The organism is Cryobacterium sp. TMT1-3 (assembly GCF_004402315.1).
Lineage (GTDB): Bacteria > Actinomycetota > Actinomycetes > Actinomycetales > Microbacteriaceae > Cryobacterium > Cryobacterium luteum.
On the sequence record NZ_SOFW01000020.1, the window covers coordinates 103331 to 116617 of the forward strand.

At 63.8% G+C, this 13287-nt stretch carries 19 protein-coding genes; 15 read left to right on the forward strand and 4 right to left on the reverse strand.

Annotated features, from left to right (window positions below):
* Positions 1–6: 6 nt before the first annotated feature.
* From E3O25_RS06150 to E3O25_RS06165, 4 genes are all read left to right on the forward strand, one after another.
* Complete coding sequence (locus tag E3O25_RS06150) at positions 7–882, forward strand: hypothetical protein (RefSeq protein WP_241988516.1); 876 nt, start codon at positions 7–9, stop codon at positions 880–882.
* A 433-nt stretch (positions 883–1315) separates the two neighbouring features.
* On the forward strand, positions 1316–1651 hold the full coding sequence (locus E3O25_RS06155) for a hypothetical protein (RefSeq protein ID WP_092109203.1): 336 nt from the start codon (positions 1316–1318) through the stop codon (positions 1649–1651).
* Positions 1644–1814 carry a hypothetical protein gene (locus E3O25_RS06160; RefSeq protein WP_198410963.1) on the forward strand — a complete coding sequence of 57 codons (171 nt, stop codon included), beginning with the start codon at positions 1644–1646 and terminating at the stop codon, positions 1812–1814. Before E3O25_RS06155 ends, E3O25_RS06160 begins: the two co-directional genes overlap by 8 nt.
* 190 nt (positions 1815–2004) lie before the next feature.
* Positions 2005–3069 carry a ThuA domain-containing protein gene (locus tag E3O25_RS06165; RefSeq protein ID WP_166805988.1) on the forward strand — a complete coding sequence of 355 codons (1065 nt, stop codon included), beginning with the start codon at positions 2005–2007 and terminating at the stop codon, positions 3067–3069.
* 100 nt (positions 3070–3169) lie between these two features.
* On the opposite strand, the gene E3O25_RS06170 is transcribed toward E3O25_RS06165, so the two are convergent.
* Positions 3170–3544: a YccF domain-containing protein gene (locus E3O25_RS06170; RefSeq protein WP_092109209.1), complete on the reverse strand. Its 375-nt coding sequence runs from the start codon at positions 3542–3544 to the stop codon at positions 3170–3172.
* 71 nt (positions 3545–3615) lie between these two features.
* Here E3O25_RS06170 and E3O25_RS06175 point away from each other — a divergent pair, with 71 nt between their 5' ends.
* Complete coding sequence (locus E3O25_RS06175; RefSeq protein ID WP_092109212.1) at positions 3616–4026, forward strand: DUF2256 and DUF3253 domain-containing protein; 411 nt, start codon at positions 3616–3618, stop codon at positions 4024–4026.
* 68 nt (positions 4027–4094) lie between these two features.
* Here E3O25_RS06175 and E3O25_RS06180 read toward each other — a convergent pair whose 3' ends face one another.
* The gene (locus E3O25_RS06180; protein WP_134360735.1) at positions 4095–4451 is read right to left on the reverse strand and encodes a hypothetical protein; all 357 of its coding nucleotides are present in this window, start codon (positions 4449–4451) and stop codon (positions 4095–4097) included.
* 599 nt (positions 4452–5050) lie between these two features.
* Here E3O25_RS06180 and E3O25_RS06185 point away from each other — a divergent pair.
* The 5 genes from E3O25_RS06185 to E3O25_RS17435 all read left to right on the forward strand — a co-directional run bounded on the left by E3O25_RS06185 (position 5051) and on the right by E3O25_RS17435 (position 8452).
* A complete protein-coding gene (locus tag E3O25_RS06185) occupies positions 5051–6556 on the forward strand; it encodes a plasmid pRiA4b ORF-3 family protein (RefSeq protein ID WP_206750208.1) in 1506 nt (501 codons plus the stop codon).
* A gap of 117 nt (positions 6557–6673) precedes the next feature.
* Positions 6674–6940, forward strand: coding sequence for a type II toxin-antitoxin system Phd/YefM family antitoxin (locus E3O25_RS06190; protein WP_134360737.1), 267 nt, complete (start codon positions 6674–6676; stop codon positions 6938–6940).
* Positions 6941–6959: 19 nt separating this feature from the next.
* The gene (locus E3O25_RS06195) at positions 6960–7310 is read left to right on the forward strand and encodes a type II toxin-antitoxin system VapC family toxin (protein ID WP_134360738.1); all 351 of its coding nucleotides are present in this window, start codon (positions 6960–6962) and stop codon (positions 7308–7310) included.
* Positions 7311–7347: 37 nt separating this feature from the next.
* Positions 7348–7935 (forward strand): dihydrofolate reductase family protein, encoded by a 588-nt coding sequence (locus tag E3O25_RS06200; protein WP_134360739.1) that lies wholly within the window; start codon positions 7348–7350, stop codon positions 7933–7935.
* 76 nt (positions 7936–8011) lie between these two features.
* A complete protein-coding gene (locus E3O25_RS17435) occupies positions 8012–8452 on the forward strand; it encodes a hypothetical protein (protein WP_241983810.1) in 441 nt (146 codons plus the stop codon).
* Positions 8453–8518: 66 nt separating this feature from the next.
* On the opposite strand, the gene E3O25_RS06210 is transcribed toward E3O25_RS17435, so the two are convergent.
* Positions 8519–8845, reverse strand: a complete 327-nt coding sequence (locus E3O25_RS06210) for a hypothetical protein (RefSeq protein ID WP_092109230.1) — start codon at positions 8843–8845, stop codon at positions 8519–8521.
* Positions 8846–9015: 170 nt separating this feature from the next.
* Here E3O25_RS06210 and E3O25_RS06215 point away from each other — a divergent pair, with 170 nt between their 5' ends.
* The 3 genes from E3O25_RS06215 (at position 9016) to E3O25_RS17255 (ending at position 11917) form a co-directional block, all read left to right on the forward strand.
* The gene (locus E3O25_RS06215; protein WP_134360740.1) at positions 9016–9558 is read left to right on the forward strand and encodes a PadR family transcriptional regulator; all 543 of its coding nucleotides are present in this window, start codon (positions 9016–9018) and stop codon (positions 9556–9558) included.
* Between the two features lie 55 nt (positions 9559–9613).
* Complete coding sequence (locus tag E3O25_RS06220; protein ID WP_134360741.1) at positions 9614–11263, forward strand: AarF/ABC1/UbiB kinase family protein; 1650 nt, start codon at positions 9614–9616, stop codon at positions 11261–11263.
* 441 nt (positions 11264–11704) lie between these two features.
* Positions 11705–11917, forward strand: coding sequence for a hypothetical protein (locus tag E3O25_RS17255; protein ID WP_206750209.1), 213 nt, complete (start codon positions 11705–11707; stop codon positions 11915–11917).
* Between the two features lie 143 nt (positions 11918–12060).
* Here E3O25_RS17255 and E3O25_RS06230 read toward each other — a convergent pair whose 3' ends face one another.
* Complete coding sequence (locus E3O25_RS06230) at positions 12061–12357, reverse strand: DUF1905 domain-containing protein (protein WP_134360743.1); 297 nt, start codon at positions 12355–12357, stop codon at positions 12061–12063.
* Positions 12358–12394: 37 nt separating this feature from the next.
* Here E3O25_RS06230 and E3O25_RS06235 point away from each other — a divergent pair, with 37 nt between their 5' ends.
* Both E3O25_RS06235 and E3O25_RS06240 read left to right on the forward strand, forming a co-directional pair.
* Complete coding sequence (locus E3O25_RS06235) at positions 12395–12721, forward strand: HNH endonuclease signature motif containing protein (protein ID WP_134360744.1); 327 nt, start codon at positions 12395–12397, stop codon at positions 12719–12721.
* Positions 12722–12739: 18 nt separating this feature from the next.
* Entirely contained in the window at positions 12740–13036 is a 297-nt protein-coding gene (locus E3O25_RS06240) for a Wadjet anti-phage system protein JetD domain-containing protein (protein ID WP_134360745.1), read from the forward strand.
* The last annotated feature ends 251 nt before the right edge of the window (positions 13037–13287 follow it).

Here is a 13287-nt window from a genome sequence, read left to right on the forward strand (position 1 = left end):
TGCACCATGCAGCTGGCCCGCGACTTTCTGCCCGGCACCGGCCGCTCGCTCGCCGACTGCTGCGCCGCCTACGACATCGATCTCATCGGAGCCCACCGAGCCTCCGTCGACACGTATGCCACCGCCCAACTGCTCAGCCACTACATTGCTGGCGCTGACGACTCGGCCCTGTGGGCCGACGCACTCGACCGAGCCGCCGCCTACCGCTGGCCGACCCTGCCTGTGCCGGAGCGCGCGTGGTACGCGCGGCCGGAGTTCGCGACCGAGCAGACGGCATCCGTTTTTCTGGCCCGCATCAGCGTGCGCCTGCCCGAAATCTCGGGGCCGGCGGAACACCAGGACTACCTCGCCCTGCTCGATCGCTGCCTGCTCGACCGGCAGCTCTCCACCCACGAAGCGGAGGCGCTCGTGCAGCTGGCCGAGGAGCTCGGCCTCAGCCGGCACCGCTGCGAGCTGCTGCACGGCGAGTACTTCGCCGCGCTCGCCCGCATCGCGTGGGCCGACGGCATTCTCACCACGGATGAAATGGCCGACCTCGTCGACGTCGCCAACCTGCTCGATATTTCAGCGGATGCCCTCGACGCCGCGCTGGACCAGCCCGAGGAGCCCATCGAGGCGGTGGCGAGTACACTCTTCGAACTGCACCTCGGCGACCTCGTCGTGCTGACTGGTGACATGACCCGGCCGCGCAGTGACTGGGAGTCGGAGCTGCTGGCCCGCGGCTTCGCCCCGAAGAATGCGGTGACCAAGAAGGTCACGCTGCTCGTGGCCGCCGACCCGGATTCCCTCTCGGGCAAGGCGCGCAAGGCTCGCGACTACGGAATCCCGATCGTGGGGGAGGCCGCCCTGGCACGGTTGGCGGGGGCGTTCCCGCTGCGCTGAGCGGAGCCTTGCCCATTCCCTGCGATAAGACCGAGTCGCGTTGGTCGTATGGCGATCTCGACCAGCTCGCTCAGCGGAATGGTGTGACTGCGCACGCGGGTCGCGCTGGTCCACGTGGGCGCCCCAAAGCCGTAATTCTCCTATTTCTGATCGCAGGCGGAGACGTGGCGCACATCCGCTCAGCGGCCTTGACCCATCACTGTTCATGGCGACTATGCCCCCAACTCGTCCCGATTCCATTGGAAATCGCAACCAGAACGTCTCTAAATCGGCCCTGTCCGAGGGCCGCGGGCCGGCTACGTGTTAGCTAAAGTGCGAAGTGCGGGGTGAAGCCCGCCTCGCGCATTCAGGACGCTTGTTGGAATGCACGGCCATTCAGCCGCGCGCCCTGCAACTGGATCGAACGCGTCGAGCTAGCGAGAGGACAGCCAGCATGCCGTCAACTTGGCAGCCATCCGCATGGGGCAAGGTCCTGACCCGCTCCGGTAACTGGAAACTCGCCCTCCACGGCGACAGCGTCACGGTTACCCTGAGTGGCGTCGCTATCGTAACCGCGGTTGAGAACTTCGATGCTGTCGTCGTCACTCGCGGCGTGTTCTGGAGTCAAATCCGGCTCGAGGTGGGGGAGTGGGTGAGTCGGCTTTACGGCATCCGCTCCAAGGATGCTGCCGCGTTTGAACGAGCCTTCGCCGCGACGCTTGAGGCGCTGCAACTTCGGCAGCGCACTGCAGAGATCGATGCGGCAGCCCAACGAGCGAGCCTTGGGTAACATCGTCGACGTTGCCAACCTGCTCGACACTAAGGTCACGCTGCTCGTGGCCGCCGACCCGGACTCCCTCTCGGGCAAGGCGCGCAAGGCCCGCGACTACGGAATCCCGATCGTGGGGGAGACTGCCATGGCGCGGCTGGCCGGGGCCTTCCCGCCGCGCTGATTCCAGGTAGCGCCGGACGGTGCCGCTGTCGTGGAGATACTGTGGCGTTGACTTTATCGCCGAATTCCCCATAGGCTATCGACGAAGGCATATGTCGTTGCACGCAACATATTACGCGACGGCGGCGGAAAGCAACCACGTCAGGTTGCACTCAATGAGGAGTACACCGATGCAGATGCATGTGAAACGAATGGCAACCGGGATTGCGGCGGTGGGGCTGATGCTCAGCCTCGGCGCCGTCGCCGCACCGGCAACTGCCGACGATGACGAGTACAAGGTGCTGGTGGTCGGGGAAACCCTCGGGTTTCGACACTCGCACATCGATGACACAACGCTCGCGGTGGCCAAGCTGGGCCAGCAAAACGGTTTCACCGTGGACGTGTGGGATTCGCGTCAGCCAGCACTGACCCTAACGTCCACTCCATTCACCACGGCCAAGGACCTGTCGCAATACGCAACCATCATCTTCGCGTCACCGGTGGACGCTACGAACAACCTCGACCCACTCCGTCCGCGGCTCCTCGACGACGCGGAGTTGTCGGCGTTCCAGGGCTACATCCGAGGCGGCGGCGGCTTTGTCGGTCTGCACGCCGCGACGGATTCAATGCACACCGTGCCCTGGTACAGCGACCTCACCGGGGGCGGCGCCCGCTTCCTCGGCCACCCGGCACAACAGACGGCCACACTGCATGTCGAGAGCCCGAATCATCCGTCGACGTCGATGCTGCCGGCAGCATGGGAGCTCTTCGATGAGTGGTACAACTTCACGTCCAACCCCCGCGACAGCGTGCACGTGTTGATCACCCTCGACGAATCAACGTACAACCCGGGTAGCGGCGCGATGGGCGCCGACCACCCCCTCTCCTGGTGCCAGAACTTCGAGGGCGGACGCTCCTGGTACGAAGGCGCTGGACACGTCGACGCGAACTACTCCGACCCGATGTTCCTCGCCCACATTCTCGGCGGCATCGAATGGACGGCCGGCGTCGTCAGCGGCGGCGGCGACTGCGTCACGTTCGGTGAGGTCGACAGAGTTCTGGCAGGGTTGGATGACGGCTCCCAGAAGTACACGAAGCTCTCCGCTCAGCTGGCGAATTACCTCGACAACGCCGAGATCGCAGCGGATGCTGGCGACCACGCCGGTGCAGCGGCGACGCTCCGCAAGGCCCAGGCCAAGGCGCACGGGCTTCAGGACGACGTGCTGGTCTCGAAGCTCGGTAACCTCGTGACGTGGCAGCGGGGTTTGGGTTCCTAAACCCACGACGCGGGGGTCGTGGTGGTGGATCTCCCCGCGTGTCTTGGAAATACCGGTTTTAGCCGTCCGTCGGCCAGCTTGCTGGGCTCCGATGCAACGACTACGAAATGTCGACGATCTGCTTGCCGAGCGGCATGAGCGCCACGGGGATGAGCTTGAAGTTGGCGATGCCGAACGGGATGCCGATGATCGTCACGCAGAGGGCGATGCCGGAGAGCAGATGTTCGAGGGCGATCCACCAGCCGGCCAAAATCACCCAGATGACATTTCCGAGCAGGGACGCGGCGCCCGCACCCGGCGCCTCAACCACGGTCTTGCCAAACGGCCAGAGCGCGTAGACGCCGATGCGTGCGGCGGCGATTCCCCACGGGATGGTCACGATGAGAATACACATGATGACAGCCGCCAGCATGTAGCCGAGGAACAGCCAGAACCCCGACAGTACGAGCCAGATGATGTTGAGAAGAGTCTTCATGGTGGCTTCATTCTCTCAGGTCGGTGCTGCCCAGTACGGCACGATCCCCGGTCTCCGGGCAAGATAGGGCCATGGCCCACCGTCAATCAAAGCCGTCCGATGCCGACCCCGCGACTGACCGGGCGGATAGGACCTGCGCGTCGTGCGGCCGTCGCATCGAGTGGCGCGCGAAGTGGGCCAAGAACTGGGATTCGGTGAAGTACTGCTCGGCCGCGTGCCGGTCACACGGTGTCGATGCCACCGACCTGCAGCTCGAAACGACCATCGTGACGCTGCTCCAGGCGCGGGCGCACGATTCCACGATCTGCCCGTCCGACGCAGCGCGAGCCATCGGTGGCGAGGAATGGCGCGACCTGATGGAACCGGCCCGCCGAGCCGCCCGCCGCATGGTCGCCCGCGGCGAACTGCAGATCACGCAGCGCGGAGTCGTGGTCGACCCGTCGACGGCGAAGGGCGCCATTCGGTTGCGCACGCCGCGCTAGGTGGTCAGGATCCGGGGCCGGCGGCATCCGCTAAGTAAGGCGTGTCGACGACCTGCTTGGCATCGCGCCTATCGTGGCTTGACATCAGGCGCGGCCTTGCCGGCGGCCGAAAGTACTGCCTGTCGCGCGAAGGCGGAAATCGTCTGGCCGTTCTGGGCCGCTGCGCGGGAGATATAGTCCAGGTCGTCTTCAGCGAGACGAAACTGCACAACCGGGGAGTGCTTGCCGTCGCGGCCCAGAGATTTGCGACCAGGAACGAGATTTCGCCGGCGGGCCTTGGCTAGTGCGTCGGCGGCAATTTCGGCAGCGACTTTGTCGGTTAGCCTGCGACCATCATCAAGGATGAATTCCTCGCGGTCAAGATCGATGTCGGACACGACGGCGTCCTTGCTCACCACAAACTTCGCCGGGTCAAGATTGGTCATGGCATCTTCCTGTATCCAGTCGGCATAGCGTGAATCACCGCGATACCTGAACGTCTATTGTCGGGAACGGCAACGATTTCCAATTCCACGCCCCGATCGTCTAAGCCCACGTAGATCAGGGCATCGCCCTCCTCCGTCGGCAGGCCAGCGTCAGAGAGGGCGGCAAGAATGTGCGCGTTTCCTATTCTGTGTTTGCGTGCGGCTCTCGTGATTCTAACCTGTATTAGATCTAGTGTGTACGACACATACGAAAATTGCACGAGGATTTACTTGATCAACAATGTGCGTGGCCATGGAGGCCGTGCGGGGTATTTTGGCAAGACCCTGCGTCACCAGGATGTCGTAGCCGGCTTCAATAATCATGGCTAGACCATAGGTCCGGCCGACGTGACGAACGGTGGCCTGAAGGACTTCTGTGGGTAACTGGCCCTGTGGACAATTGCCGACGGTGGTTTGGCGCACGCCGTGGCAGCGTGCCGATCACATGGTGTCAACGCTAGGGCGGTGAAGAAGTACGTGCAATCCGCGCGCGGTCGACCTTGGGCAAATATCCTGTTGGTATGACGAAGCCGCCAAACCAAGACTCCAAGTCTGACAACGTGACCGACTTCGCCGAATTCAAGGCACGGCTCGACGCCGCGACACCGGGCTCTGGAGCGCCCTCTGTGAGCGCTGCCATGCGGGACCTCCCAACTTGGGCGTTCCCCGAGCCGCCGCTGAAGCCGCTTACGCTAAAGAAGCCGCCGGCCACTCCGGTACAGTTTCGTCTGCGCGTTGACCTCGCCGGTTCGCAGCCGCCAATCTGGCGGCGGCTGACTCTCCCGTCAAATATGACTCTTGACGTTCTGCACGCTGTGCTGCAGACATCTTTCGGCTGGACCGACAGCCATCTGCACCGCTTCGCGCTGACCGGCGACCGCTACGCCCGTCAGACTCAGGGCATCCTGACCCCCTACGACATTGCGGAGGGTGAGGAGGGAGTGTTGGAGAGCGAGCTGCGGCTCGACCAGCTCGTGGCGAAGAAGGGTGATTCTCTGCTCTACACCTACGACTTCGGCGACGACTGGGACCACACGCTAAAAATTGAAGAGGTGCTGCCGGGGACAGATGCCGCGGTGCGCTGCATCGACGGTCGTCGCCAAGGCCCCGCTGAAGACGTGGGTGGAATCCATGGCTGGGAGCGCCTTCTGGCGGTGGCCGCAGGCACCATGGCTCCTGACTACCCGGAGGAACGGGAGATCGCCTTCGAGATGGGCCTGCACGCGTTCGTTGACGAGATCGGCCTCGCTGAGATTAACCGGGGCTTGGAGCGGCTGGCAGGGTCGCAAGCCGCGCTCATTTCGTTGCGTCAACAGTCAAATGCCGGCGACGAGCCATCCCCACTCGTCGTTCTCCTCGCGGGCCTGAGCGAACAGGCGCAGCGGCATCTCGCCGGCTATCTTGCGGCGGCGAAAGTGGAGGAGCCGGTCGAGGTTGGGGAGCCCGAGGCGGCGGCAGCCACCGCAGTGATTCGTGCCTTCCTCGAACATGTGGGCGACGGCATCCGCTTGACCAGCGCCGGGTATCTTCCGCCCGCCCACGTCAAGGTGCTGATGCGAGAGCTCGACATAGACAAGCGCTGGCAGGGCGAGGCGAACCGGGAGGCGCAAACCTACCCGCTACTCATTCTGCGCGAAACGCTGACGCAATTTGGCCTGATACGCAAGTATCGGGGCGAGCTGCGTCTGACAAAGCGTGGTGCGCAACTGCGCAATGCACCCGTGGAACTTTGGCACCACGTTACGGCACGCCTTCCCGTGGAATCCACAGATTACGGCCACGATTGCGCGCTCCTCCTGCTGCTGCTGGTTGCCGCCGGTGAAGCCGGGGAATGGGAGCGCACGCGGCAGTCACTCGACTTGCTCACCTCCATGGTGGGGTGGAGTTTCGGCGGGCGTGGTCGCTACGGAAACGAGTCGGCTCTGAGCGACGCCTCGGATACCCGAAGAGTGCTCGGCTGGGCGGGAACGGGAGGCCTGCTGCCGCCGCTGGGTATGGCGTCGCACGGGCTCGAAGCGGATGCCGCCCGTAGGCTCGCGCGCGCCGCGCTGATCATCTGGGCGTGAGCCCTGCAAGTGAAGTGATGCCGGGTTCTGGATATCTATATCGCCCGACCTGCATGCGCTGGCGGCGATATCCCATCAGATCTAGACTTAGTCAAGTGGACTAAGTACGCTGGCTGCATGACCGAGATCGTGAACATCCACGACGCAAAGACCCAACTATCGCGGCTGCTTCAGCGCGTCGAGGGTGGGGAGCGGGTTGTCATCGCCCGGGCTGGTAAACCCATCGCCGACTTAGTTCCTCATCAAGGCGGCAACGGGCTGCAATTCGGGGCGCTCCAGGGCCAAATTTGGGTGGCCACAGACGCCTTCTCGTGGCCAAACGACGAGATCGATGCCATGTTCTACGGAGCTGCCACACCTCTGCACACTGATGATCCTTCTTGACACCAACGCGCTGCTGTGAGTGCTCGGCGATCCGAAACAGTTCGGGGCGAATTCCCTCCGTCTGTTGGCCGAGGCCGACGAGGTCTACTCGTCTCCAGTTTCGCTCTTCGAGATCTCGATCAAGACAATGCTGGGCAAACTGATCGTTCCGCCGGACTTCGCCGCTGTGGCTCGCGCCAATGGGATCCAAGAATTACCGTTGAACCACCGCCACGCTGAGGCTGTGGGAGTCTTCCCTGAACTCGCCCGACATGACCCGTTCGACCGGCTGATTCTCGCGCAGGCATACGTTCAGGGCATGACCCTCCTCACGTCCGATCGGGCCTTGATCTCGTTGGGGCGACAATTCGTGCGCGACGCCCGGACGTGATCAATCAGAGTGACCACCGAGACGAGGAGCGATCGATATGACAGTGACCTGCGACATGATGGTCTCGGAAGACGGCTACGCGGCCGGCGTGAATCAGAGCCTTCAGCATCCGCTCGGAGAAGGCGGCGAACGACTGGCGCGCTGGCGATTCGAGCGGCCCGACGAGAACACCGCTGAGATCGCCGCCATCGCCACCGCGGGCGCCTACATCATGGGGCGCAACATGTTCGGGCCCGGCCGCGGCGAGTGGGACGACGAATGGAGGGGCTGGTGGGGCGATGACCCGCCCTACCACGCACCGGTGTTCGTGCTGACACACTACCCGCGAGCCCCGCTCGTGCTGGCAGGCGGCACGACCTTCACGTTCGTCACCGCCGGCATCGAAGCGGCGCTCGAGCAGGCTCGCGCAGCTGCGGGGGAGCGCGAGGTGGCGATCGCGGGCGGGGCCGCCACTGCGCGGCAATACCTCTCAGCCGGGCTGATCGACGAACTGCGGCTGCACGTGGCGCCGGCGGTGCTGCGCGCCGGCGAGCCGTTGTTGGTGGGTCTCGATGACCTCAAGCTTGAGAAGATCAGCTCGGTGCCGCGGCAACTGGTCACCCACGTCACCTACCGGGTGGTGTAAGACACTGCTAGGGACGCGATGCATCCGCCGGTCGTACTGCTCCAACGCGGTCCCGCCATTCGTGGGAGCATGACGCATGACCAACTTCGTGAGCGAGATCGTCAACCAGACTCCCCAGCAGAGCGACTGGTGGCTCAACGGCGGCGGCTGGTTTGTACTCGCTCTCGTCAATGCGGGCCTCGCCGAACAGAAGAACCGGTCGCGCTGGAACTGGTTCGTGGTCTCGCTGTTTCTGGGGCCCATCGCCACCTTCCTCATCGTGGTGTGGGAGCCAGTGACCCAGCCGTCACTCGAACTTCGAAATCCGATAACTAGTGCCGACGGACGCTATCTCACCCTCGCCCTTCTGACTCTGGTGGTCACGGCTGGCGCGGTGCTCTTCGCCGTGCTCGGGCAGACCTGGTACATGTGGGTGGCCAGCGGTGTTGGTGCTGCGGCTCTCGTGGTCTTTCTCGTGCTGTTTCGGCGTGCACGCGCCAAGCGGATGCTGGCCCGGGCGCACGCTAACCGCGCCTGACAGCGTAGGTAGGGCGGCACCAGGAAGTTTCTGATCCCCGTGTCGAGCATGACGGGCGGGGCGCGACTAACCGATCAGTGTCAGCATCAGGCGTGACTCCTCGAGCGCTTCGACCTCGTGCTCGAGGCCGGCATCGAGCCGCAGTAGGGCGCCAGGCACCAGGTCGGTGACCTGCCCGCCGGCGGTGACGCGCAGGCTGCCATCGAGGGCTTGCATGAGCAGAATCTTGGGTGCCGAGTGCTTCTTGAGCGTGAACCCGGCTTCGAACGTGAGCACGACCACGCGCACGCCGGGGGAGGCGAGAACCGTGCTGTGCCCGAGCCGGCCGGGTTCGACCGCGGCGTCAGCCCGAACGTTCGGGATGTGGGTGAGGGGCAGCGTTGTGTGTTCCATGATTCCACGCTAGACCCGTAGCCGCCGATCTCTCGATCGATGGTAGTGGCTAAAATCGACCTGGCTGGGAGCCAGCCCTGAGCATCCGTTTAAGTGTGTCGTTCGCAAGCATCGCTGGGTATCGTTGAGCTATCGCTGTATATCGTTCGCAGTTCCTAGAGGAGGCAATCATGGGCAATACATTCCCAACAGGCGGGTTCAACGCTGGCAACATCGACGGCATCTGGCAGGCCATGGAACAGTTCCGCTCGCGGTTCGAAAAGCAGACCGGCACCCGCGCCGGCCGTGGTGAAGTGCGCACGGCAGTGCTGGCGCTGCTCGCCGAGCAGTCGATGCACGGCTACCAGATCATTCACGAAATCGAGGAGCGCAGCAGCGGCAGCTGGAAGCCCAGCGCCGGATCGGTCTACCCCACCCTGCAGCTGCTGGCCGATGAAGGCCTGATCAGCGCCGAAGAGAGCAACGGCCGCAAGATCTACTCGTTGACCGACGAGGGTCGTGCGGCTGTCGCTGACGCCGACACGAGCGCGCCGTGGGAAGCCACGGGCGCGCCGTCGGGTCACGGCCACGCCGCACTGCCGAAGGCCGGCATTGAGCTCGCCCAGGCAGCAGCGCAGGTTGGCCGCACCGGCTCGCCCGAGCAGGTCAAGCAAGCCGTTGCTGTGCTCGACGACGCCCGCCGCAAGCTCTACTCGATCCTCGCCCAGGACTGACGGGGTGCCATCGGCTCGACGAGGTAGCTACGATTCGAATTCGGGCGCGGGAAACATGCGCGCCCGCTACCGCCGCATTCTGCGTTTTGCCAGCTGGTATCTCGCCATAACGTGGTGGTTCGAGTTGTTCCTACCTCGCATCGGGCTGGTGAAAATCGCCGAGCGCACCCGCTCCAAGCGGATGCAGCGCTTCGCCAAGGGTTTTCACGTGCTCGCGGCCGACCTCGGCGGTCTCATGATTAAGGTGGGGCAGTTCATGTCCTCGCGCCTCGACGTGCTGCCGCCCGAGATCACCAAAGAACTCGAGGGGTTGCAGGACGAGGTGGCCCCGGTAGCGTTCGCCGCTATTCGCGCGGCTGTCGAGACGGAGTTCGGCATGCCGCTCGAGCGGGCCTTCACGTTCGTCGATGAGAATCCCGTGGCAGCAGCCTCGCTCGGGCAGGCGCATCGAGCGCGCTTGACCGCCCTGGATGCCGCTGACACCGGACTCGACGAGGTCATCATCAAGGTACAGCGACCGGGAATCGACGAGATCATCGACGTCGACCTCGCCGCCCTGCGCAAGGTGGGCGGCTGGCTCAGCCATGTTCGGCTGGTCTACAACCGGGTCGACATGCCCGCGCTGGTCGAGGAATTCGCGCAGACCAGTCTCGAAGAGATCGACTACCTGCACGAGGCGGCCAGTTCTGAGCGCTTCGCGGCGGCCTTCCCCGACGACGATCGGGTGAGTGTGCCCGGCGTCGTCTGGGAGCGCACCACCCGCCGCGTGCTCACCCTCGAGGACGTGACGGCGATCAAGATCACCGACGTCTTGGCCCTGCGGGCTGCCGGCATCGACCCGGCTGAAGTTGCCCCGGTCTTCGCGGAAGTCATGTTCGACCAGATGTTCACGAGGGGCTTCTTTCACGCCGACCCGCACCCCGGCAATATCTTCGTCACCCCGGACGCCGACAGCGAGCGCGGCTGGAAGCTGACGTTCATCGACTTCGGCATGATGGGGGAGGTTCCCACCAGCACCCGCACCGGGCTGCGCAAAATGCTCATCGCTGCCGCCTCGCGTGACGGACGCGGGCTGGTCAACGCCATGAACGATGTCGGCGTGTTGTTGCCCTCGGCTGAGACGACGGAGCTTGAACGCGCGATGACGACCCTGTTCGCCCGGTTCGGCGGCATGGGCTTCGCCGAGCTGCGCGAGGTCGACCCGCGCGAGTTCCGCGACTTCGCGGTGCAGTTCGGCGACGTCGTTCGTTCGCTGCCGTTTCAGCTGCCCGAGAACTTTCTGCTCATCATTCGGGCGATGTCGCTCACCTCCGGCGTGGCCAGCGCTCTGAATCCTTCGTTCAATTTGTGGGATTCCGTCGAGCCGTACGCTGCGCAGCTGCTGCGTGACGAGAGCGGCAACCTGGTACAGGACATCGCCAAACAGGCGATGGAGACTGTCGGTCTCGCCGTTCGCCTGCCGAAGCGACTGGATGAGTTCATCACCCGCGTCGAAGACGGCTCGGTGGGTGTCGCCACCCCGGGCCTGGAAAAACGGGTCGCCCGCCTTGAACGCTCAATGCGCCAGGCGGTTTCGGCTGTGGTGTTCGGCGCCCTGCTCATCGCTGGTGTTCTTCTACGAGCGGATGACACGGTGCTGGGCACCGTAATAATGGTCGCGTCTATCGCCCCCCTGCTGCACGCGCTGTTCGCCGTTCGCCGTTAGGTCGGGCCGGGCCGGCGGTGCGGGCTGTCGGTGCGGCCTGCGTTGCGGAGGCGACGCGGCGCGCATAACTCCTGCAATTCGCCAGCCACGCAATGTGGATGCCCGTAAATCCGGCACGTGTTTCTCCCGTGGCCTGCGAATTGCAGGTGTTAGCGGTTGATGTTCGCGATGCCATCGAGCCATGTCGGAGGCTGCCTCTAACGTCGTCAGTAACTACTCACAAACACTCGTGCCGAGAATGTGGAGAAGACAATGCAGGTGCTGGTGGCTACAAATGCAACGCAGGGCGCTCGCCGAAGCGATTTCGCGCACTGTATCGATGGCGAACTGGTCTGGGTACTCGATGCCTGTGCTGCGAGTCGGCGCAATCCCGATGGAAGGTGCCCGTGCAGCCGTTCGTTTCGGGGCTTGTGCTCCGATGAAGAAACGACAACGGCACTGGTGAAAGACTTTGCCGAGCTCACTAGAAACGAATACGCGAAGGCGCTGCACGTCAGCCACGACGACTCCTGTCCGGCGTGTCGCGTGCGGCCGTTCAGCCAGGTTGTCGACGAGCTCATTCGCCTCGCTGGCCTCTGGCCGGTCGGCACGGTGGTCGAACGGCGTGGCTACACGCTCCACGAGCGCTCCCAGCTCAGGCCTGCGGCTGGATGAGTACATCGTACGCATCGAGCACGGTTCGGCGGGCATCGCCAGCGCGGGCATACCCGCTTCGAAGGCACCACGCGGCAGGGGTCGCATCCGATTGATGATGGCGCCTCCGCTTGAAGATGGCGGCGACGTCGGTCGGATGTCGATCAGGGTTCGAGGGAAAGCACGATTGCTGCCGTGTCGCCGACCGCGAGTCCCTGCTGAGTGCGCACGGCCTTTTTGACCGGGAGCACATAGCTATTGCGCTTGCTGTCGGGAAAGATCGAGGTGGTCCACGACGTGTTGCCAATGGACACGGTCACGGGGATCGACCCGAACCCGCGCCGCGGCACGGTTGATCGCTCGCGAATCTCATCGGTCACGTCCGTCGGCAGGCTGAGGAAGACCCAGAAGCTGGTGGACGTCGCTTCCCAGAGCGCAGCCTGAAACTCAAATGTAACCATCCCCGAATGGTAGCGCTGAGCCTCGGTCACCGCGCGCGTGGGCCAACAACGCGCCGCCATCGCCGCCCGCGACGGCGGCTGCATCATCCCCGGCTGCACCATCCCCGCCCGCTGGACCGAAGTGCACCACATCATCCCCGCCGGCAAGGGCGGACCAACCAACGTCGACAACGGAACAAATTTGTGCTGGTTTCATCACCACACCATCGACACCAACGGCTGGCAGATCCGCATGATCAACGGCCGACCCCAGGTACGCGGCCCACTGCTCTGGGACCCCACCCAAACCTGGCGGCCAGCCCGTGAAGGCTTTCTGCTGATTCCCGCAGAGCTGAATCATCCTTCTGTGGGATCGAACCCATAGGTACCCTTTCGCTCTCAACTGCGCGTCATCTATTGGGGCGACCTGGATTCGGACGGATTCGCGATCCTGCACGCGTTGCCTAGCACCTGTGACGACGTGACGAGTGTTCTCATGGATGAAACCGTGCTGCTGCAGTTTCGCGATCTCTGGGTGTCCGAGCCAAGAGCGGCCGGCGGAACCTATCCAACACTGACCGGGAGTGAACAAGTTGCTCTGACGCGCATTCGTTCGGAGGGTAATGTGCGCCTCGAACAGGAGCGGATCGAGTGGAACTACGCGCTCGGGCGGCTGCTCGAGGTCGCAACGCAGATTTAGTTTCAGCTTTTTTCGGCCCGCTCTGCAGCGTGCAAGCCGGGTGCTTTTACTGAATAATGTGATGTTGATCAGCCTAATCACCAAAACTTGAGCGCTGACGACGCGGTCGAAAGTCGCAAAGTATGCCACGGCAGCACGACCGTGACCGAAAATCAGGGGATTCGGAGAATATCGTGAGGATTCGTCCAAAGACACCGGGCATGCTGGCGACCTTGCCCGCGCCACCCCGAAGTGCCCGGGCCACAACCTTA

What these genes read in the sequence shown, in the direction of transcription:
- E3O25_RS06155 (WP_092109203.1), top strand. Translation starts at nt 1,316, where the DNA reads ATGCCGTCAACTTGGCAGCCATCCGCATGGGGCAAGGTCCTGACCCGC.
- E3O25_RS06150 (WP_241988516.1), top strand. Translation starts at nt 7, where the DNA reads ATGCAGCTGGCCCGCGACTTTCTGCCCGGCACCGGCCGCTCGCTCGCC.
- E3O25_RS06190 (WP_134360737.1), top strand. Translation starts at nt 6,674, where the DNA reads ATGACCGAGATCGTGAACATCCACGACGCAAAGACCCAACTATCGCGG.
- E3O25_RS06200 (WP_134360739.1), top strand. Translation starts at nt 7,348, where the DNA reads ATGACAGTGACCTGCGACATGATGGTCTCGGAAGACGGCTACGCGGCC.
- E3O25_RS06220 (WP_134360741.1), top strand. Translation starts at nt 9,614, where the DNA reads ATGCGCGCCCGCTACCGCCGCATTCTGCGTTTTGCCAGCTGGTATCTC.
- E3O25_RS06230 (WP_134360743.1), bottom strand. Translation starts at nt 12,357, where the DNA reads ATGGTTACATTTGAGTTTCAGGCTGCGCTCTGGGAAGCGACGTCCACC.
- E3O25_RS06210 (WP_092109230.1), bottom strand. Translation starts at nt 8,845, where the DNA reads ATGGAACACACAACGCTGCCCCTCACCCACATCCCGAACGTTCGGGCT.
- E3O25_RS17435 (WP_241983810.1), top strand. Translation starts at nt 8,012, where the DNA reads ATGACCAACTTCGTGAGCGAGATCGTCAACCAGACTCCCCAGCAGAGC.
- E3O25_RS06170 (WP_092109209.1), bottom strand. Translation starts at nt 3,544, where the DNA reads ATGAAGACTCTTCTCAACATCATCTGGCTCGTACTGTCGGGGTTCTGG.
- E3O25_RS06215 (WP_134360740.1), top strand. Translation starts at nt 9,016, where the DNA reads ATGGGCAATACATTCCCAACAGGCGGGTTCAACGCTGGCAACATCGAC.
- E3O25_RS06165 (WP_166805988.1), top strand. Translation starts at nt 2,005, where the DNA reads ATGGCAACCGGGATTGCGGCGGTGGGGCTGATGCTCAGCCTCGGCGCC.
- E3O25_RS06175 (WP_092109212.1), top strand. Translation starts at nt 3,616, where the DNA reads ATGGCCCACCGTCAATCAAAGCCGTCCGATGCCGACCCCGCGACTGAC.
- E3O25_RS06180 (WP_134360735.1), bottom strand. Translation starts at nt 4,451, where the DNA reads ATGACCAATCTTGACCCGGCGAAGTTTGTGGTGAGCAAGGACGCCGTC.